Source organism: Campylobacter armoricus, from assembly GCF_013372105.1.
Taxonomy (GTDB): domain Bacteria; phylum Campylobacterota; class Campylobacteria; order Campylobacterales; family Campylobacteraceae; genus Campylobacter_D; species Campylobacter_D armoricus.
Genome location: NZ_CP053825.1, coordinates 817,048 through 835,646, shown reverse-complemented (window position 1 = coordinate 835,646; position 18,599 = coordinate 817,048). Strand labels below are relative to the sequence as shown.

At 27.9% G+C, this 18,599-nt stretch carries 20 protein-coding genes; 13 read left to right on the top strand and 7 right to left on the bottom strand.

Annotated elements, in window-relative coordinates; genetic code table 11:
• The first annotated feature begins 14 nt into the window (after positions 1 to 14).
• The 8 genes from CARM_RS04390 (at position 15) to msrA (ending at position 7,739) form a co-directional block, all read left to right on the top strand.
• A complete protein-coding gene (locus CARM_RS04390; protein WP_139425366.1) occupies positions 15 to 1,529 on the top strand; it encodes a hypothetical protein in 1,515 nt (504 codons plus the stop codon).
• Positions 1,510 to 3,708: a carbamoyltransferase HypF gene (gene hypF / locus CARM_RS04385; RefSeq protein WP_139425364.1), complete on the top strand. Its 2,199-nt coding sequence runs from the start codon at positions 1,510 to 1,512 to the stop codon at positions 3,706 to 3,708. The genes CARM_RS04390 and hypF overlap by 20 nt, the downstream gene beginning before the upstream one ends.
• A gap of 63 nt (positions 3,709 to 3,771) precedes the next feature.
• A complete protein-coding gene (hypB, locus tag CARM_RS04380) occupies positions 3,772 to 4,506 on the top strand; it encodes a hydrogenase nickel incorporation protein HypB (protein WP_139425362.1) in 735 nt (244 codons plus the stop codon).
• Positions 4,506 to 4,787, top strand: a complete 282-nt coding sequence (locus CARM_RS04375) for a HypC/HybG/HupF family hydrogenase formation chaperone (protein WP_039618343.1) — start codon at positions 4,506 to 4,508, stop codon at positions 4,785 to 4,787. The genes hypB and CARM_RS04375 overlap by 1 nt, the downstream gene beginning before the upstream one ends.
• The gene (gene hypD, locus CARM_RS04370) at positions 4,774 to 5,865 is read left to right on the top strand and encodes a hydrogenase formation protein HypD (RefSeq protein ID WP_139425360.1); all 1,092 of its coding nucleotides are present in this window, start codon (positions 4,774 to 4,776) and stop codon (positions 5,863 to 5,865) included. Before CARM_RS04375 ends, hypD begins: the two co-directional genes overlap by 14 nt.
• A gap of 1 nt (position 5,866) precedes the next feature.
• Positions 5,867 to 6,838, top strand: a complete 972-nt coding sequence (gene hypE, locus CARM_RS04365) for a hydrogenase expression/formation protein HypE (RefSeq protein ID WP_139425358.1) — start codon at positions 5,867 to 5,869, stop codon at positions 6,836 to 6,838.
• On the top strand, positions 6,838 to 7,188 hold the full coding sequence (locus CARM_RS04360; protein ID WP_139425356.1) for a hydrogenase maturation nickel metallochaperone HypA/HybF: 351 nt from the start codon (positions 6,838 to 6,840) through the stop codon (positions 7,186 to 7,188). Before hypE ends, CARM_RS04360 begins: the two co-directional genes overlap by 1 nt.
• 26 nt (positions 7,189 to 7,214) lie before the next feature.
• Positions 7,215 to 7,739, top strand: coding sequence for a peptide-methionine (S)-S-oxide reductase MsrA (msrA, locus tag CARM_RS04355; protein WP_139425354.1), 525 nt, complete (start codon positions 7,215 to 7,217; stop codon positions 7,737 to 7,739).
• Here msrA and CARM_RS04350 read toward each other — a convergent pair.
• Genes CARM_RS04350 through CARM_RS04320 form a run of 7 tightly spaced genes read right to left on the bottom strand, consistent with a single transcriptional unit; the run spans position 7,723 to position 14,590 of the window.
• On the bottom strand, positions 7,723 to 7,923 hold the full coding sequence (locus CARM_RS04350) for a YgaP family membrane protein (RefSeq protein ID WP_139425352.1): 201 nt from the start codon (positions 7,921 to 7,923) through the stop codon (positions 7,723 to 7,725). The two genes, msrA and CARM_RS04350, sit on opposite strands and share 17 nt — an antisense overlap.
• Positions 7,924 to 7,981: 58 nt before the next feature.
• Positions 7,982 to 8,590, bottom strand: a complete 609-nt coding sequence (locus CARM_RS04345) for a Crp/Fnr family transcriptional regulator (protein ID WP_139425350.1) — start codon at positions 8,588 to 8,590, stop codon at positions 7,982 to 7,984.
• 39 nt (positions 8,591 to 8,629) lie between these two features.
• Complete coding sequence (gene tpx / locus CARM_RS04340; RefSeq protein WP_139425348.1) at positions 8,630 to 9,154, bottom strand: thiol peroxidase; 525 nt, start codon at positions 9,152 to 9,154, stop codon at positions 8,630 to 8,632.
• A 54-nt stretch (positions 9,155 to 9,208) separates the two neighbouring features.
• Positions 9,209 to 11,236, bottom strand: coding sequence for an ATP-dependent helicase (locus tag CARM_RS04335; RefSeq protein ID WP_139425346.1), 2,028 nt, complete (start codon positions 11,234 to 11,236; stop codon positions 9,209 to 9,211).
• Positions 11,237 to 11,243: 7 nt separating this feature from the next.
• Positions 11,244 to 12,485, bottom strand: a complete 1,242-nt coding sequence (locus CARM_RS04330; RefSeq protein ID WP_139425344.1) for an ArsS family sensor histidine kinase — start codon at positions 12,483 to 12,485, stop codon at positions 11,244 to 11,246.
• Positions 12,482 to 13,156 (bottom strand): response regulator transcription factor, encoded by a 675-nt coding sequence (locus tag CARM_RS04325; RefSeq protein ID WP_139425342.1) that lies wholly within the window; start codon positions 13,154 to 13,156, stop codon positions 12,482 to 12,484. Before CARM_RS04325 ends, CARM_RS04330 begins: the two co-directional genes overlap by 4 nt.
• Before the next feature lie 12 nt (positions 13,157 to 13,168).
• The gene (locus CARM_RS04320; protein WP_139425340.1) at positions 13,169 to 14,590 is read right to left on the bottom strand and encodes a DegQ family serine endoprotease; all 1,422 of its coding nucleotides are present in this window, start codon (positions 14,588 to 14,590) and stop codon (positions 13,169 to 13,171) included.
• Between the two features lie 152 nt (positions 14,591 to 14,742).
• Between CARM_RS04320 and CARM_RS04315 the strand changes: the two genes are divergently transcribed.
• Genes CARM_RS04315 through CARM_RS04295 form a run of 5 tightly spaced genes read left to right on the top strand, consistent with a single transcriptional unit; the run spans position 14,743 to position 18,599 of the window.
• Entirely contained in the window at positions 14,743 to 15,621 is an 879-nt protein-coding gene (locus tag CARM_RS04315) for a DnaJ C-terminal domain-containing protein (protein WP_139425338.1), read from the top strand.
• 3 nt (positions 15,622 to 15,624) lie between these two features.
• A complete protein-coding gene (locus CARM_RS04310) occupies positions 15,625 to 15,993 on the top strand; it encodes a heat shock protein transcriptional repressor HspR (protein ID WP_139425336.1) in 369 nt (122 codons plus the stop codon).
• Positions 15,994 to 16,021: 28 nt separating this feature from the next.
• Positions 16,022 to 17,647: a cation:proton antiporter gene (locus CARM_RS04305; RefSeq protein ID WP_139425334.1), complete on the top strand. Its 1,626-nt coding sequence runs from the start codon at positions 16,022 to 16,024 to the stop codon at positions 17,645 to 17,647.
• On the top strand, positions 17,644 to 17,976 hold the full coding sequence (locus CARM_RS04300; RefSeq protein ID WP_139425332.1) for a hypothetical protein: 333 nt from the start codon (positions 17,644 to 17,646) through the stop codon (positions 17,974 to 17,976). Before CARM_RS04305 ends, CARM_RS04300 begins: the two co-directional genes overlap by 4 nt.
• Positions 17,973 to 18,599: an HAD family hydrolase gene (locus CARM_RS04295; protein WP_139425330.1), complete on the top strand. Its 627-nt coding sequence runs from the start codon at positions 17,973 to 17,975 to the stop codon at positions 18,597 to 18,599. Before CARM_RS04300 ends, CARM_RS04295 begins: the two co-directional genes overlap by 4 nt.

The following is an 18,599-nucleotide window of genomic DNA, read 5'->3' as shown; positions in this document are numbered from 1 at the left end:
TTTAAGGTTTTAATTTGCTTTTGAAAATTACTTTTGGTTATAAATCTAAAAATGATATTTTTGAATATTTGTTGCATTATTATGCTAAAGATTATATGTATGATTACGAGCAAAAAGATGAAAAAATTACCATTAAGATTAAGGGTAACAAAGAAGAAATTCAAGCGTTTTGCACTAATTTAGAAAATATTAGTCATAGTGTATTTTTAAACAAATTTGATTTAAAAGTTATAGAAGAAGATTTTATATCAACAAAAAGTGAAAAAAACTTTACTAAAAGAAGCTTTTTAACAAGACTTAATGCAAATGCTTATACTCAAGGTGAGCTTTTAGAAAATGAATGGGGTGTTTTTGTAGAAGAAGAGTTTAAAATAGAAGATGAATTTATAAAAATTACCAAAGAAAACTTTCGCGATAATTTAAAAAAAGCTTTAGAAAAATTAAAAAACAAAGAAAAAATATTCCTTAAAAACTCAAAAGGAATTTATTCTTTTGAAATTTTTAATGAGTGTTTAGGTGATTTTTTAACACCAAGCAATCCAAAGCATATCAATGTATTTTTTTCATGCAATAATGAACAATTTAAAATTCTAGCAGGTCTTGAAAAACCTTTAATGAGATTAAAATTTAATGCCATCTTTAGACAAAATCATAATTTTAATCAAGATTATTTTAAAGTAAAAATTTATGACAATCTTTTTATTTTTGCATTGTGTTTTGAATTAGAAAAAGAAAGCATTAAATTTTTAAATTTTAAAAAACTAGAACATTTTGAAGATGATTTTGAAGTGGCTTTGATAGAAAATGAGCTAGTGATTTGTAGGGGTTATGATTATATTTTACCTGAGTTTAAAAATTTGATTTTTCAAAAAGATGATAAAAATTTTGCAAGAATTTCTTGTATATTGTCTGATTTTAAAGATAAAAAACCTTTGCTTTTGGAACTTAGTAAAAAATATGATGATATTCTTTTGCTTGATAAAGAGTTAAATCTTTTAAAGCTTTCTTTACCAAAAAGCTTTAATGAGTTTTATCAAACTATAAGCCAAGATGATGTGGCTAAGAGATTGTTGGCTAATTATGAAAAAGAATTTGCTTTAGTGCAAAAAGATCTTAATATGACTAATAATTTTTTTAGTCTTTTTGGTATGATTGGAATGATTTTAGAGTTTGATGATGAGCTAGAAAAAGCAGCATTAAAACTTTTAGCCTTGGCAGATGAGAGTAAAATGGCAAAAGGTGTTAGGATAGATTTTAAATTTAACGAGCAAAAAGAATTTGATTATACTAAAACTATAAGAAGTGTGATGAGTTTTAAACTTGCTGGGGTTGAAGATCAAATTATAGCTTTAGGTGTTGTTGAAAGCTTGGTGTATTTTTTAAGAGATTTGTTTGATGATTTAAAAGCTAAAAATCAAGCTGATTGTATCATACTTAGTGGAAGTTTGTTTGAACATAAAAGCCTTAGTAAAAATGTATTTAAACATATACCATTTTTTAAGATAAGCGATGTCCCTCTTTGGATATGAAATTTACATAAAAGGATTAGTGCAAGGGGTTGGTTTTCGTCCTTTTGTTTTTAATCTAGCTAAAAAGCTTAATTTAAAAGGTGAAGTATATAATAATGGCTTAGGCGTTGTTATAATACTTGAAAGCAATGAAAATGATATGTTATTTTTTAAAGAAAAACTCTTAGCAGATCTACCACCTTTATCTAGAGTAGATGAAATTAATTTTTCTTTGATAAAGTTAAAACAAAGTTATAAAGAATTTATTATAAGTTCTTCTCAAAATACTGAAAAATTTAGTCCGATTTTGAGTGATTTTGCGCTTTGTGAAGATTGTTGTAATGAATTTTATGATGAAAAAAACTCTCGTTTTAAATACCCCTTTATTACTTGTGCAAATTGTGGACCAAGATTTTCTATAATCAAAAAGCTACCTTATGATAGAGCTAATACAACTATGGATATTTTTAAAATGTGTTCTTTTTGTCAAAGTGAGTATGAAGATCCTACTAATCGTCGCTTTCATGCTCAACCACTTTCATGTCCAGAGTGTAAAATTTCTATTTTTTTAAAAGATAAAAATAAAAATATTTTAGCTAAAGATGAAGAAGCTTTTATTTTGCTTGCAAAGCTTTTAGAAGAAGGTAAAATCATAGCTTTTAAAGGTATGGGTGGTTTTCATCTAATTTGTGATGGAACCAATGAAAAAGCTATATGTGAGCTTAGAATACGCAAAAATCGTCTTAAAAAACCTTTTGCCGTTATGGTAAAAGATCTTAAAATGGCTCAAGAATTAGCTTTTGTAAATGAAGCTGAAGCAAAACTTTTAACTTCAAATTTAAAACCTATAGTTATCTTAAAAAGTAAAAATATTCATAAAAGCTTAGCACCTGATACTGATAAAATAGGCATAATGCTAGCATACATGGGAACACATTTATTATTGTTTGATTATTTTCAAAAACCCATTGTAGCAACAAGTGCAAATCTTAGCTCTCAAAGTATTATCTATGAAGAAACAAAACTTTTAGAAAAACTTTTTAATGTATTTGATTTTTATCTTGATTATGATAGACAAATATATAATAGTAGTGATGATAGTATTGCACAAGTAATTAAAGATAAGATAATGTTTTTAAGAACTTCAAGGGGAGTTAATCCAATCTATACTAACACTAAAAATATATTTAATTGCAAAGAAAATGTTCTTGCATTAGGTAGTGAATTAAAAAATGAATTTGCATGTTTTTTTAAAAATCAAATTTTTATTTCTCCATATATAGGAGATATGAAAGATATAGATATACAAGAAAGATTTTTTAAGATATTAAAATTCTTTCAAAACTCATATAATATTAAATTTGATAAAGTAATATGCGACAAACACCCGCATTTTAATTATGTAAAAGAATTTAAAGATTATAAAAATGTTTGCGTGCAACATCATTATGCACATTTATGTGCTTGTTTGTTTGAACATAAAATTTATAAAGATGAAGTTTTAGCTTTTATTTTTGATGGAACTGGCTATGGAGATGATGGTAAGATTTGGGGTGGGGAAATATTTAAGGCTAATTTAAAAAAATATGAACGATTAGCTCATTTTAAAAATTTTAAACTTATAAATGCTGATATTAAAAATATAGCCAATTTAGCTTTAGCTTTAGTTTTTGATTTTAATTTGGAAAGTGAAGCGAGTGATTTTTTAAATAAAATTAATCCCGTAAAACTTAATAATCTTAAAAAAATTCATTCCCAAAGTTCTTTATATACTAGCTCTCTTGGAAGAATTATTGATGCTTTTGGCGCCGTTGCTTTTGATATTCAAAGACTTGATTATGAAGCTCAAATTGGACTTTTAATGGAAAAATACTACGATCAAAATCTTAATTATAGTTATCATTTTGACATTAAAGAAAATGAAATTTGTTTTAAAAATGCTTTTTTACAAGCTTTAGAAGATAAAGATAAGGTTAAAATTAGCACAGGTTTATTAAATGCTATTGCAAATTTAATTATAGAATATTCAAAAGATTTTAAAGAAGAAGTGCTTTTGTGTGGCGGGGTATTTCAAAATAAAACCTTACTTGAAATTTTAGCTCGAAAAAAATTCGCTTATAAAACTTCTTTGCAATTTCCTTGCAATGATAGTTCTATTGCACTTGGGCAACTTGTGCATTATTTGTCATTAAAAACTTAATAAAACTCATATTTTTTTAATACTTTTTTATATACAATAAAATAAAAATATAAAGGAAAGATTATGTGTAAAGATTGCGGTTGCTCTATTAATGGACATGAACATCATCATGATCACCATCATGAAAATCCAGCTTTAAAAGATGAAAAAACTATTAATGTTATTAGTAAAATTTTATCAAAAAATGATCATCAAGCAGCTCATAATAGAGAGCATTTTAATGAGTATAATACTCTTTGTATTAATCTAATGAGTTCTCCAGGAAGCGGTAAAACAACACTTTTAGAAGAAACCATTAAAGCATTAAAAGATGATTTAAAAATAGCTGTTGTTGAAGGAGACTTAGAAACTAATAATGATGCAAATCGCATTATCAAAGCAGGGGGCTTAGCTCATCAAATTACTACAGGACAAACCTGTCATTTAGATGCTTTTATGGTGCATGAAGCTTTACATCATTTTAAACTTAGCGAACTTGATATAGTTTTTGTTGAAAATGTAGGGAATTTAGTATGTCCTGCAAGTTATGATTTGGGTGAGCATTTAAATGTAGTTTTGCTTTCAGTAACAGAAGGTAGCGATAAGGTAGAAAAATACCCAGTGATGTTTAGAAAGGCTGATTTGTTAGTCATTACTAAAGCTGATTTAGCTCAGCATTTTGACTTTGATTTTAAAGCAGCTTCTATGGCAGCTAAAAGATTAAATCCTAAAATAGATATTATGATTTTAGATAGCAAAACAAAAACAGGGTTTGAGCTTTGGATAAATTATCTAAAAATGAAAAAGGAGCTTAGCTAATGTGTCTTTCTATACCTTCTAAAATTTTAGAAATTGATGAATTAAATTCAGCTATAGTAGAAACTTTAGGGGTTAAAAGAAGAGTGAGTTTGGACTTAATAAGCGAGCCTTTAAAAGTGGGTGATTATGTGCTTATACATGTGGGCTTTGCTATGGAAAAAATTGACACTCAAGCTGCACAAGAGAGTTTAAAAATTTATACTGATATAGCAGAGAAAATGCAAAATGGACAAATCGATGAAAATGAAGGCGATATGGGGCTAAAAAATGGATTTAATTAATGATTTTAGGAATAAAGAAAGAATTTTAGCCCTAAAAGAACTTATTGCTTCTAAAATTACTAAGCCTATTAATATCATGGAAATTTGTGGCGGGCATACGCATAGTATTATGAAATTTGGCTTACCTGATTTATTACCTAAAGAAATAAATTTTATTCATGGTCCGGGTTGTCCTGTATGCGTTATGCCAAGAGAGCGTATAGATGTGGCATTAAAACTTGCAAGTATGCCAAATACTATCTTTTGTGTATTAGGCGATATGCTTAAAGTTCCAGGAAGTTATGAAAGCTTGATTGATCTTAGAGCCAAAGGAGCTGATATTAGAGCGCTTTATACACCTTTGGATGTGATAGACATAGCTTTAAAAAATCTTGAAAAAAATGTAATCTTTTTTGCTATAGGTTTTGAGACAACTACACCTATGAGTGGGGTGATTATAGAAAAAAGTATGGCATTGAATTTAAAAAATTTATTTTTTCATATCAATCATGTGCTAGTTCCACCTGCAATAGAAGCTATCATGCAAGATAAAAATGTAAAAATCGATGCATTTTTAGGACCTTCGCATGTAAGTGTTATCACAGGATCAAATATTTATGAGCCTATTGCTAAAAAATATAAAACTCCTATTGCGGTAAGTGGTTTTGAACCAGTTGATATAATGCTTAGTGTATTAAATATAGTAGAGCAAATGAATGCAAATACTTTTGAAGTTTATAATGAATACCACAGAGTAGTTAGCAAAGAAGGAAATTTAAAAGCTAAGGCTTTAATAGAAAAATACTTTAAGCCCTGTGATTTTGAATTTAGAGGACTTGGGGTAATTACAAATGGCGGATTTTGTTTGAAAGCCGAATTTGCACATTTAGATGCTAGTAAAGTGTTTGATTGCAAGGTGCAAAGCAAAGATGAAAGCAAAGCTTGTATTTGTGGTCAAATTTTAAGAGGTTTAGCTAAGCCTTATGATTGTAAGGTGTTTGCAAAAGCTTGTACTCCAAAAAATCCCATAGGTAGTTGTATGGTTTCTAGTGAAGGAGCTTGTGCGGCTTATTATAAATATTATCAAGATAAGGCATAAAATGAAGCAAATTACTTTAGCTCATGGTGGCGGTGGTGAGGAAATGAATACTTTAATAAATGAAATTTTTTCTATTTTTGAAAATAATGTTTTAAAAGAGGCAAATGATGCGGCTATTTTAGATGATTTAGCTTTTAGCACAGATTCTTTTGTGCTAAATCCTATCTTTTTAAAAGATACAAATATAGGAAAACTAGCGGTTTGTGGAAGTGTAAATGATGTTTTGATGGTAGGAGCAAAACCGCTATATTTGTCTTTAGCTTTGATTTTAGAAGAAGGTTTTGAGATAGAAAAGTTAAAAATTATACTAAATTCTATAAAAGAAGAATGTAACAAGGTAGGGGTAAAATTGGTATGTGGAGATACCAAAGTCGTTCCTAAAAATAAAGGCGATAAAGTATATATCAATACCTCATGCATAGGAAAAAGCATAAAAAAAATTAATACTAAAGATATAAAAAGCGGTTGTAGTATCTTAGTTTCAAGGGATATTGGAGCTCATGGTTGTGCGGTTTTGGTTGAAAGAAATAATCTAGAAGCAAATATCCAAAGTGATTGTAAAAATTTAAAAGATGAAGTTTTAACACTTTTAAATGCAAATATTATCATAAAAGCAATGCGCGATGCTACGCGTGGTGGACTGAGTGCTGTTTTGAATGAATGGGCTAAATTAAGTAATTTAGAGCTTTTAATTTTTGAAGAAAAAATTCCAGTTTGTGATGAAGTTTTAGGGGTTTGTGAGCTTTTTGGATATGAGCCTTATGAGCTTGCAAATGAAGGAACTTTTATTATTTGTGTAGATAAAAAAGATGAGCAAAAAGCATTAGAAATTTTAAAACAATTTAATCCTAATGCAGCCATTATAGGTGAAATCACAGCTAATGAAAAAGCAAGAGTGGTTTTAGAAAATGCTTATGGAGCAAAACGCATTTTAGAAGCTCCAAAGGGCGAACTTTTACCAAGAATTTGCTAATGCATGAGTTAAGTATTACAGAATCTTTGCTAGAGCTTTGCGAAGAATACGCTCAAGGAAAAATTATTGAAGAAGTACATGTGAAAATAGGGCGCTTAAGTGGGGTTGAACCTCCACTTTTACAAAGAAGCTTTGAAACTTTTAGAGAAAATAGCTCTTTATGTAAAAATGCTAAATTTATTATGCATATTCAAGAGGTAGTAGTAGAATGTCAAAAATGCCATTTTAGCGGAGTGCTTGAAAATAATATCTTTTGGTGTCCAAAATGTGAGGATAAAAATTTAAAAATTATAGATGGAGAAGAACTTTACCTTATGCAACTTGTTTTGAAAGAAGATGAGAATGTATAAAATTTATAGGAATTTTATTAATAAATATGAGTGTTTTTTCTAAAGAGATTATTTTAGGTGCGGGGTGTTTTTGGTGTACTCAGGCTGTGTTTGATAATATTAAAGGAGTAATACATACAGAAGTAGGTTACACTGGTGGCAAAGCAAATCCAAATTATGAAAGCGTAGTAAATGGTGATGGAAATATAGAAGTAGCTAAAATAAAATACAATGAAAAACAAATTTCATTAGAAAAAATTTTAGAAATTTTTCTAAAAATACATGATCCAACAAGCAAAGACAAACAAGGAGCCGATGAAGGAGTGCAGTATAGATCAGCAATTTTTTATCAAGATAATAATGATTTTAAAATTATCAGCAATTTTTTGCAAAATGCTCAAAAAAATTATATTAAACCCATAGCTACACAAGTGGCAAAACTTGAAATATACTATAAAGGCGAAGAATATCACCAAGATTACTTTAAGAAAAATCCAAAACAAGCTTATTGTAGATTTGTTATTACACCAAAATTAGAAAAACTAGCCAATATCGCTAGTTTTTCTTTTTAGAAATAGGACAAACTCCAAGTGGGCAAGCTTGTTTTCCGCTAAGTACTTTTATAGGACATAGACCAAAAATACCTGTTAATAAAGGAATAAAACCTAATAATCCCCACCAAGTTGAAAAATAAATTCCCAAAGAAAAAGCTACAATGGCTAAAGTTATTCTTAATATTCTTTCTATTTTACTCATAATTTCTCCTTTTTTATTGACATTATAAATAAATTTCAAAAGTTTTTCTGTGATAATGTCACAAAGAAATTAATATTATTTTAGATCTTTCAAGTTTGATTTTACCCTCTTTTTCCAACTCTTTTAAAATCCTTGAAATAGCTTCTCTAGCACTTCCTAAATGATTTGCCAAAGCCTCATGAGTGATTTTTAAAGTATTATCGTTATCAGCATTTTCTTTTAAAAATTTACAAATCCTAGAAGATAAAGGCATAAACAAAGCTTGTTCTAAAATTTTAACTAAAGCATTAAAACGCTTGGTGAGTAGTGTTAAAATATAATTGTTGATTTTTGGATACTTGTCCTTTAAAATTAGAAAGGTATTACTAGGTATGATAGCTAATCTTGTATCTTGTGTGCTTTGTATAAAAACATCATAAGATATGTTGTCTATATTGCATTCAGAACAAATAACACATTCATCATTTTCTTTAAGATGAAAAAGTGTAATTTCTTTTGCGTTTGGAGTTAAAATAAATGTTCTAAGCTCACCTTTTAAAATTTTTACAAAACCTAAGCATTTATCATTAACTTTAAAATTTCTTTCAATATTTATTATTTGTAGATTTTTTTGTATGAGTTCAAGATCTTGTTTTTCTAGCTCAAAACGAGAAATAAAATTTTCCATATTAAAACTTTAAAAGCCTGTTAAAGGCTTTTAAAATCTTTAGTGGCAACCACATCCACTGCATCCACAACTTTTACTAAAAAAATCTTCTAAAGCTTGCATATTTGGAAGTTCTGTAATTTCATTTACCAATTCTTTATAAGCAATGACACCATTTTTAACTACAAATACAGCTCTAGCTAAAATTCCCTCAAGCGGGCCATCTGCCATTAAAACTCCATATTTTTCACCAAATTCTTTAGAAACAAAATCACTAGCAACTTTTAAATTTTCTATACCTTCTGTTGAACAAAAACGACCTATAGCAAAAGGCAAATCCATGCTAACTACGATTACTTCCACACCACTTGCTGCTGCTTTTTTATTAAATTCTCTAGCTTCGGTTGCACATACTGGAGTATCAAGACTTGGAACACTAATAATAATTTGAGTTTTATCTTTAGGGGCAATTTCAACACCCGATAGATCTTTAGCTTTTAAAGTAATATTTGGAGCCATATCTCCGACTTGAACATTATTTCCCTTTAAATTTACTTTATTTCCTTTGAATAACACACTATTCATTTTATCTCCTTAAATGGTTTTGATTAATCATAATATAAAAAGATTAATAAAGTCTTATTTTATTTCTTCTTTACACATACCAGCTTCGATTAAAAAACATGAAGGCTGATAATTGCTCTTTTTTATCTTGTCATATTTTGCATAACTTAAATACAAAGTATCTTTAGCTCTAGTTACTGCTACATAAAAAAGTCTTCTTTCTTCTTCTAAACTTCCACCCATACTCATAAGCTTTTGATTAGGAAATCTTCCTTGTGCAAGATCAATTACAAATACAAGTTCAAACTCAAGACCCTTGCTAGCATGTATGCTTAAAAGATTAACCCCACTACCACTACTCATTTCACTAGCTCCAAGAGTTAAGAAATTATAGTATTTATAATTATCACTATAATTTTTTGCAAGCTCTTTTAATACAAACATTTTAGCTTCGATTTTTTCCAAAATTTCATTTTTTTTATTTAAATCAACATTGGAATTTTTATTAGTCGCTCTTTTGGTTGCTAAAATATCACAAATTTCTTTGAAATAATCATTTTCTAAAATTAAATTCACAAGTTGAGTTGAAATTTTGCATTCACTTGCCTTTTTTATAAAAAGATAAATTTTTTCAAGATTTTTCGCACAAAGCTCATTGATTTTAGGTAGGCTTAAAATAGGATGGGTATTAAATTCACTTTCTAGGTTAAACCTTGAGGGAGAAGCTAGTTCTTCAATATCATCAAAAAGCCCTAGTTGATAACTTTGCTTTTTGTATTTTTTTAAACTTACATTAGCATCAGGGTCTAAAAAACCTTTAATCAAACTAGAATGCCCAAGTTTTAACAAAGCATCGAAAATATCTTTTGCCAAAACTCCACCAACCCCTTTGGTGTATTCAAGTAAATGTATAAAAGCCATAATATCTTTTGGATTAAGTGCAATTGCAAGCATAGAACAAAAGTTTTTTACCTCTAAACTTTCAAAAAAACTTCCGCCACCTTTTCTTTTGCTTGCTATACCAAGTTCTCTTAAGGCTACTTCTACTCCATCAGCACTTGAGTTGTTTCTAAAAATAACCGCAATTTCATCAAGATCAACTCCGCTTTGTAAGATTATTTTTGCAATGGTAGAGTATTGATCAAATAATTCATTAAAGGTTAATAAGCTCGGTGTTTTAAAATCTCCTTCTCTGGTTACAATTAATTCCTTAGGATATAATCTTTCATTGTTTAAAATCACCTTATTAGCCAGTGCAAGTATGTTTTTACTAGAGCGATAATTTTTATTTAAAGTAAAAATATTTGCATCAACAAATCTATCCTTAAAACTTCCTATGATAGAAATATCAGCTCCATTAAAAGCATAAATACTTTGATCATAATCTCCTACACAAAATAGACTTTTGCTTTTAAAAGCATCAATGAGAGAACCTTGTAAGGTATTAGTATCTTGATATTCATCTACTAAAATCTCATCAAATTCAAAATGATGTGAAGCTAAAACTTGTTTTAATTTTATAAGTAAATCATTAAAATCAACATAATTAAATCGTGATTTTTCCTCTTCGTATTCTTTTAAAATATCTTCATAAATTTCAGCATAGATAGCTTGTTCATCATAATTTTGGCAAAACCAATTATAAAATTTATCTAAATTTGTATTAGTATTTTGAAATAAAGAATACACATCATACAAATAGCTTGACATATAAGGTTTGGTGTCGCTTAAATGATGAAAAGTGCGTTTTTCAAAAATGGAACGCAAAAGAATTTTAAGCTCGCTTGCAGGTTTTAAAATAATATCATGATTTAATTCTTTCAATAAGGTATAAGCTGTGCTATGAAAGGTTCCTGCTGTAATTTTTGAAGTGATATTTTTATCAAAATATCTACTAAGTCTTTCTATCATCTCTTTGCTAGCTTTATTAGTAAAGGTTAAAAGCATAATTTTTTCAGGCTTTATACCATTTTGAAGTAAAAATGCTATTCTTGCAACTATAGTTGAAGTTTTACCAGTTCCTGCACTTGCTATGATTAAATTATGTCCAAAAGGGGCACTAGCGGCTTTATATTGTTCTTCATTTAAACGAGATAAAGGCATAAAATTCCTAATTTAAAATTATATTTTGTATATCATTAAAATAAAAATGATTAACACCATCTTTATATTCATAATAAAGCGTAAGTTTATGAGAATCTAGTATAGTTTTAACTATATAAAGTCCTAGTCCAAAACTATCTTTATTTTTCTTTCCTTGTGTAAAAGCTTGAGTATAGTATTTTAAATCTTTGTCTAAGGCTTTACCTTTGTTTTTAAAGCATAAATAATCTTTGGTTATTTCTATAGTGATTGTATTTTCTTCAGAATATTTCATAGCATTGTCTATCATATTTTTCATAGCAGTAGTAAAAAGTTTAAAATCAACATTTACACTAAAACTTTCTTTGATACTAATTTTAATTTTTTCATCATCACTCATAGCAATATCTTTAGCTTCATCTAAAAGATCTAAGATATTGTATTTTTTTAAATTTATGAGCCCAACTCCTGAAGTAATTTGTTCAATAGCAGCAAATTCATTAATCAAAATTTCCAAACGATTAAAAGCACCTATTAACCTTTCTTTATATTTGCTATCTTCAAGCATTTCCAAAGTAATTAAACCTTTAGTGATAGGAGTTTTTAACTCATGCATGATATTTCTTAAAAAGAATTGTCTTGATTTATTTAGTTTTTGAATTCTTAAAATGGATTCATAAAAGGCTGTTGCAACTTGTGAAATTTCATCATTTCCTTTGCTGACATTTTGAATTTCATCAAGTTTATTTTCTCCAAATTTATCGATTTGTCTTTTTAAAGATCTTAATGGTTTTAATTTTCTAATTATAAAAACATATAAAATTAGCAAAACTAACATTACTATACTGGCAATGAGTTTTATTACAAAATAGCGATAACCTTGATACTCTAAATCTTTATATAAATATAATTTGCCATCAAAGATAATTTTTAAATACACATCATCTTTTAGAGTAATGATTTCAACTACTCCTGTGCTAGTTTGAGCTCTTGCTATGGTTTCAGCTTTATAAATGATTTTCCTAATAGAAAGTGGATTGATCAACTCTACCATTTTGTAATTTTTGGTTTGTTCTTGAAATTCTTTTTCACTAATTACATTATTAAAATACAATAATCGAACATTAGCTATAAAAGAATATTTTGCATTAAGTTCGTTAGTGTAATTTTGTTGATCGTATTTTATAAGCCATAAAAATGCTAAAATCACACTAACACTAGCAAGCAAAAAAACAAAAGTTATAGTATAAAAAATCGATGATTTATTCATTGAGTTAATTTATATCCTATGCCTCTAATAGAATGGATATATTTTGGAGTTTTGGGATCATCACCAATTTTTTGTCTAATTCTACTAATAATTACATCTATACTTTTATTACTAGAATCCTCGCTAATAGAACTACAATTATATACAAGTTCTTCACGACTTACCACTCCACCTTCTTTTTTGATTAAATAACTTAAAATATCAAATTCAGCATTTGTAAAATTAATTTCTTGATCTTTCATAGTAATTGTATGTTTATATTTATCATATACAAGATCTTTTTTAACTTGAGTTTGTGCGGTTTTAGTATTAGAAATTCTTCTTAAATGACTTTTAATCCTTGCTTGAAGTTCTTGAGGGTTGTATGGTTTTGGTAGATAATCATCAGCACCTAAATCAAGTGCAGCAACTTTATCGCTAATATCATGTCTTGCACTTGAAATAATAATAGGTGTATCGTATTTTTTACGAATTTCTTCACAAACTTCAAGCCCATCAAGACCAGGCAAACTTAAATCTAAAATGATTAAATCATAAGGATTTAAAGCAAGTCTTGAAAGACCTATATAAGGCTCATGAGCAATATCTACTTTCATATCAAATTGCTCTAAATATTCAGCAATAATTTCAGCCAATTCTAAATCATCTTCTATCATTAAAATATTTGTCATTTTTTTCCTTTCTTAGAAAAGTAATGCTCTTACAAGCCCACCTCTGTTAATCCAAATTTTAACATATTCTTTGCCTTTATTCAATTGTAAAGCCTTGTTTAATTCTTCAAAATTTGAAACTTCATATTGATCTATACCTATGATGATATCACCTTGTTCAAAACCTATTTTTTCAGCTTTTGATTTTGGAGTGACTTCGGTGATTAAAATACCACTAATATTTTCAGGTATGCGGTATTGTTGTTTATTTTTAGAATTTAATTCTACTAATTTTAAACCATCAATATAACCTTTTTCGTATTGTAATGATGTTTCATCAGTTTTTAACATAAATTTAGTTGTTTTAATTTTGTTATCTCTTTCATAAGTTAATTCTATGGCTTGTTTTGGATCAATACTTCCTATGTAATTTTTCAAATCCATAGGACTTTTAATCGCAGTTTTATCTACTTTGATTATCAAATCACCTCTTTTTAAACCAGCATTATACGCAGCTGAATCTTTTTGTACTTCGGTGATTAAAGCACCTTCTTGATTAGTGTAAGCTTTTTTAATATCTTGAGTTAAAGCTCCTATGACTACGCCTAAATATCCTCTTTCAATCTTGCCATGTTCGATAAGTTTTTGTGCAATAGATTTTGCCATATTAGAAGGAATTGCAAAACCTATACCATTATTTCCTCCACTTCTTGAAAGTATAGCTGAATTAATTCCAACCAAAGCACCTCTGCTATCTACCAAGGCTCCTCCTGAATTTCCAGGGTTAATAGAAGCATCAGTTTGAATGAAATTTTCATATTGATTTAAACCTATGTTGTTTTTATTTAAAGCCGAAATTATTCCACTTGTTACACTGCTTCCTACCCCAAAAGGATTGCCTAAAGCAAATACTACATCACCTTCTAACAACTTATCAGAATCAGCAAAAGTAACAGCAGGTAAATTTTTAGCATCAATTTTAATCACAGCCAAATCTGTTTTAGGATCAGCTCCGATTAATTTTGCTTTATATTCCATACTAGAATCAGGTAAATTTACGGTTATTTTTTCTGCTCCTTCTATAACATGATTGTTTGTGATAATATAACCATCATTTGAAATAATTACTCCAGAGCCAAGAGAACTTACTACTTCTTTTTCTTTATTTTTTTTATTTTTAGGAATTTGAGGAAAATCAAACCCAAAGAATTGTTTAAAATAAGGATCATTAAAAAAATCATCAATCCCAAAAGAATTATTTCTCACTGTTTTAGTTGTTGAGATATTAACAACTGAATTTTTAACTTTTTGTATAGAATCATGATAAGAAAGTATAGTGTTTGAATTATTTGTTGGCAAAGATCTTTGTATATTATCTTCAGCTTGTTTAAAGTTAATATTAACACTAAAAAGACTAGAAGCTACCATTAAAGATAAAATTATTGATTTTTTCATTATTATTTCCTTTTGTAAAATCTTTTTATACAAGTATAAAATTTTATTTTTACATAATCGTAAATAAAAAACCTTTAGTTTTAAAACTTATAAAAGTTGATTGACTAAGACTAAAGTTTTTGATATAATCTTATAAAAAACAAGGAAAGCAAATGAGTAATAGTTTATATGATACTTTAGGCGTTTCTAAAAATGCCACTGCAGATGAAATAAAAAAAGCATATAGAAAATTAGCAAGACAATATCACCCAGATATTAATAAAGAAAGTGGAGCTGAAGAAAAATTTAAAGAAATTAATGCTGCTTATGAAATTTTAAGTGATGAGAAAAAAAGAGCTCAATATGATAGATATGGAGATTCTATGTTTGGTGGGCAAAGTTTTCATGATTTTTCAAGAAATGCAGGTGGAGCTGATATAAACGATATTTTAAATAATATTTTTAGTGGTGGTTTTGGGGGATTTGGTAGAGGTTTTAGCTCTAGCAATAATTTTAGTGGTGGTTTTGGAGGATTTGGTGGTTTTGAAGAAGATTTAGATTTGCAAGCTAGCGTAAAAATTCCTTTTGAAAAAGGAATTTTGGGTGGTGAACATCTGATAAATATTAGCAATGAACAAGTTAAAATTAAAATTCCTCATGGTATTAAAGATGGTGAAAAATTACGCATAAGAGGCAAAGGAAAAGGTTTTCAAGGACAAAGAGGGGATTTGATTTTAAAAGTTGAACTTGAAAAAAGTGATGAATATGAAAGAGATGATGATGATTTATATAAAAAAATAGAAATCAGCCTAAAATCAGCACTATTTGGAGATAAGATTAGTATCAAAACTCCAAGAAAAGAAGTGAAAATCACTATTCCACCAAATTCAAAAAACAATCAAAAAATAAGATTAAAAGGATATGGAGTGCAAAATAGAAAAACAGATATATATGGAGATTTATATTTAATTTTAAATGTTAAATTACCTGATATAAATACTTTAGATCCTGATTTTGTAAAAATATTAGAAGAGAAACTACCAAAGGAGTAAATAATGGAACATAGTTATGATGAGCCAGTGTATTTAATAAGTGTAGTGGCTAAGGTTTTAAGTATCCATCCACAAACTCTAAGACAATATGAAAAAGAAGGTTTAGTAGAACCTAGTAGAACAGATGGTAAAATGAGGCTTTACTCTCAAAAAGATATAGATAGGATTAAAATGATTTTGCGTTTAACTAGAGATCTTGGAGTAAATTTAGCAGGTGTTGATGTGATTTTAAAACTTAAAACCAAAATAGATGAGTTTGAAAATACTATAGAAGAATTAAGACTAGAACTTGATAGAAGAGATAATCCTTCTAAGTCAAGAGCGGTGGTAAAACATAGAAGCAATTTTGATTTAATTTTTTTAGAAAAATAAAATAATATTTTATAAAAAAAGGTAATAAGTGGAAGATTTTTTAAATATCTTTTTAATAGCAGTAGCTTTTGCCGTAATTTTAAATGTAATTTTAAAAAAATTTGGGATACCAACAATTATAGGCTATATAGCTACAGGATTGTTTGTTCGTGAATTCTATGGTTTTGGCACAAATGAAATAATCATACATGTGGCTGAATTTGGCATAGTCTTTTTAATGTTTACCATAGGGCTTGAATTTTCTTTCAAGCATCTTTTAGCTATGAAAAAAGAAGTATTTTTAAATGGTAGCTTGCAAATGCTAACTTGTGGCTTAGTTTGCACTTTATTAGTTACTTATATTTTAGGAGTTACAAGCCATATAGCTATGATAGCAGGTTTTGCTTTAGCTTTATCATCTACTGCGATAGTATTAAAAATTTTAAACGATAGTGGAGATATTAACGAAGAGTATGGTAGAAAGGCTTTAGGAATTTTACTTTTTCAAGATATTGCCGTAATACCACTACTATTAATGATTGATATATTTAGTTCGCAAAATGCAGATATTTCAAAACTTATATTTACCACTATAATTAGTGCTATTATTTTACTTGTTTTGCTTTATTTTATCGGTAAATATCTTTTTACTTATATTTTAAAATTTATCATCAAAACAAATGCGAATGAAATTTTTATAGCCACTATACTTTTTACTGTTATAGGTGCAAGTTTTCTAGCTCATACTTTTGGTTTTTCTTATTCTCTTGGAGCTTTTATAGCAGGAGCTTTGATAGCAGAAACTAAATACAAACATAAAATCGAAGCAGATTTAATTCCATTTAGGGATTTGCTTTTAGGATTTTTCTTCATAAGTGTTGGTTTGCAGATTGATTTTCATATAGTTTTTGAAAATTGGTTTTTGATTTTTGTTTTTGTTGCTTTGGTTTTGTTTGTGAAATTTGTTGTTATTTATGGACTTTTAGCGCTTTATACAAGAAAAAGAGTAGCTCTTAAAACAGCGTTGAGTATTTCGCAAATTGGAGAATTTGCCTTAGCGGTTTTTTCACTTATGCAAGTAAAATCACTTTTAGATGAAAAAACAGCACAAATTTTTATTATAGTTTCTATTATAACTATGGTAGCAACACCTTTCATTTTAAATAATCTTAGAAAAATAGCAAATGCTGCTGAGACTGAACAAAATGATATGGCTAAATTTTATCTATGTGATCAAAAAATGAAAGATCATTTTATTATTTTTGGTTATGCAAGATTGGGGCAAGAAGTAGTTCAAAAGATTAAAAAAACAGGGATTCCTTATTTGGTTTTAGAAAGTGATTTAAATTTAGTTGAATTAGGTCGTAGTAGAAATGAAAATGTATTTTTTGCAAATGTTGCTCAAGTTGAAACTTTGAAAATAGCTAATATTGAAGAATGTTCAGTTGCTATTATAACTATTAACAACGAAGCAAAACTTGATATGCTTTATCAAGTTTTATTAAATCTTAAAAAACCTATACAAACTGTGTTAAAAACCAGTGGAATGGGTGCTAAAATTATTTTTCCACATACGGATAAACATTTGCATATTATAGATGCAGAAGCTTCTATAGCTAGAAATTTAGTTCAAGAAGCTTTACAATGTAGAATTAATACAAGTGCAGCAGAATGAAAAACGAAGAAAAAGCTTTAAGAGTAAAATATGTAAGAGCTTTGGAAAAATTTGTAAATTCTGCTATAAATGCACTGAAAAGAGAAGATTTTGATTTAGTTCTTTTTAGAGAAAGAATACAAAAAAATGCTAAGATCTTTGAAAAAGTTCAAGCGGTTTTTTTGGATTCTACTTATACAAAAGCTTTAGAAATTTTTGTAAATGAATGTTTAGATGAGAAATTAGATCAAAAAACACTAATTTCAAAAGCAAATGCTTTATATAAGCTTAAAAATAATCAAAGCTATAAGAAAGATAAACATAAGATTAAATTTAAGGATGAATATTGATAAATGTAATTTTTGATATGGATGGCACACTTATAGATAGTGCTAATGCTATTGTTTGTGCGGTAAATGAAATAAGAGCTGATTTAAATTTGACACCATTAAAAAGAGAGTTTATTTTAGATACTATAAACACCCCAGGACAAAATTATGCTAAGATTTTTTATGGGGTTGATACTTATTCACATACCAGCTTTAAAGAAGGCTATGAGAAATATTTTATAAAACACTATAATCAAAGTGTAGTACTTTTTGATGGTGTGCTTGATGTATTAGAATTTTGCAAAAAAAATGAATGTTATTTAGCCATAGCTACTAATGCACCACAAGAAAGTTTAGTGCCTATTTTAAAAAAACAAAATATTCATTCTTATTTTGACAAAATTTTAGGTGTTAGTTATGGTATAGAAGCTAAACCTGATCCTATGATGTTAAGATTAATTACAGATGAAGCAAAATATGAAAAAAGTCTTTTTATAGGCGATAGTTTAAAAGATAGACTTTGTGCTAAAAATGCTAAAATGGATTATATACATGTTTCTTGGCATAAAGAGATAAAAGATTTAGATGAAGCAAATGATAAAACTACTTTAATAGAAAAAATTCAAACTTATATAAAAGGTTAA

What these genes read in the sequence shown, in the direction of transcription:
- CARM_RS04315 (WP_139425338.1), top strand. Translation starts at nt 14,743, where the DNA reads ATGAGTAATAGTTTATATGATACTTTAGGCGTTTCTAAAAATGCCACT.
- hypD (WP_139425360.1), top strand. Translation starts at nt 4,774, where the DNA reads ATGGATTTAATTAATGATTTTAGGAATAAAGAAAGAATTTTAGCCCTA.
- CARM_RS04375 (WP_039618343.1), top strand. Translation starts at nt 4,506, where the DNA reads ATGTGTCTTTCTATACCTTCTAAAATTTTAGAAATTGATGAATTAAAT.
- CARM_RS04320 (WP_139425340.1), bottom strand. Translation starts at nt 14,590, where the DNA reads ATGAAAAAATCAATAATTTTATCTTTAATGGTAGCTTCTAGTCTTTTT.
- CARM_RS04310 (WP_139425336.1), top strand. Translation starts at nt 15,625, where the DNA reads ATGGAACATAGTTATGATGAGCCAGTGTATTTAATAAGTGTAGTGGCT.
- CARM_RS04335 (WP_139425346.1), bottom strand. Translation starts at nt 11,236, where the DNA reads ATGCCTTTATCTCGTTTAAATGAAGAACAATATAAAGCCGCTAGTGCC.
- CARM_RS04325 (WP_139425342.1), bottom strand. Translation starts at nt 13,156, where the DNA reads ATGACAAATATTTTAATGATAGAAGATGATTTAGAATTGGCTGAAATT.
- tpx (WP_139425348.1), bottom strand. Translation starts at nt 9,154, where the DNA reads ATGAATAGTGTGTTATTCAAAGGAAATAAAGTAAATTTAAAGGGAAAT.
- msrA (WP_139425354.1), top strand. Translation starts at nt 7,215, where the DNA reads ATGAGTGTTTTTTCTAAAGAGATTATTTTAGGTGCGGGGTGTTTTTGG.
- hypB (WP_139425362.1), top strand. Translation starts at nt 3,772, where the DNA reads ATGTGTAAAGATTGCGGTTGCTCTATTAATGGACATGAACATCATCAT.
- hypF (WP_139425364.1), top strand. Translation starts at nt 1,510, where the DNA reads ATGTCCCTCTTTGGATATGAAATTTACATAAAAGGATTAGTGCAAGGG.
- CARM_RS04350 (WP_139425352.1), bottom strand. Translation starts at nt 7,923, where the DNA reads ATGAGTAAAATAGAAAGAATATTAAGAATAACTTTAGCCATTGTAGCT.
- CARM_RS04330 (WP_139425344.1), bottom strand. Translation starts at nt 12,485, where the DNA reads ATGAATAAATCATCGATTTTTTATACTATAACTTTTGTTTTTTTGCTT.
- CARM_RS04360 (WP_139425356.1), top strand. Translation starts at nt 6,838, where the DNA reads ATGCATGAGTTAAGTATTACAGAATCTTTGCTAGAGCTTTGCGAAGAA.
- CARM_RS04345 (WP_139425350.1), bottom strand. Translation starts at nt 8,590, where the DNA reads ATGGAAAATTTTATTTCTCGTTTTGAGCTAGAAAAACAAGATCTTGAA.
- hypE (WP_139425358.1), top strand. Translation starts at nt 5,867, where the DNA reads ATGAAGCAAATTACTTTAGCTCATGGTGGCGGTGGTGAGGAAATGAAT.
- CARM_RS04300 (WP_139425332.1), top strand. Translation starts at nt 17,644, where the DNA reads ATGAAAAACGAAGAAAAAGCTTTAAGAGTAAAATATGTAAGAGCTTTG.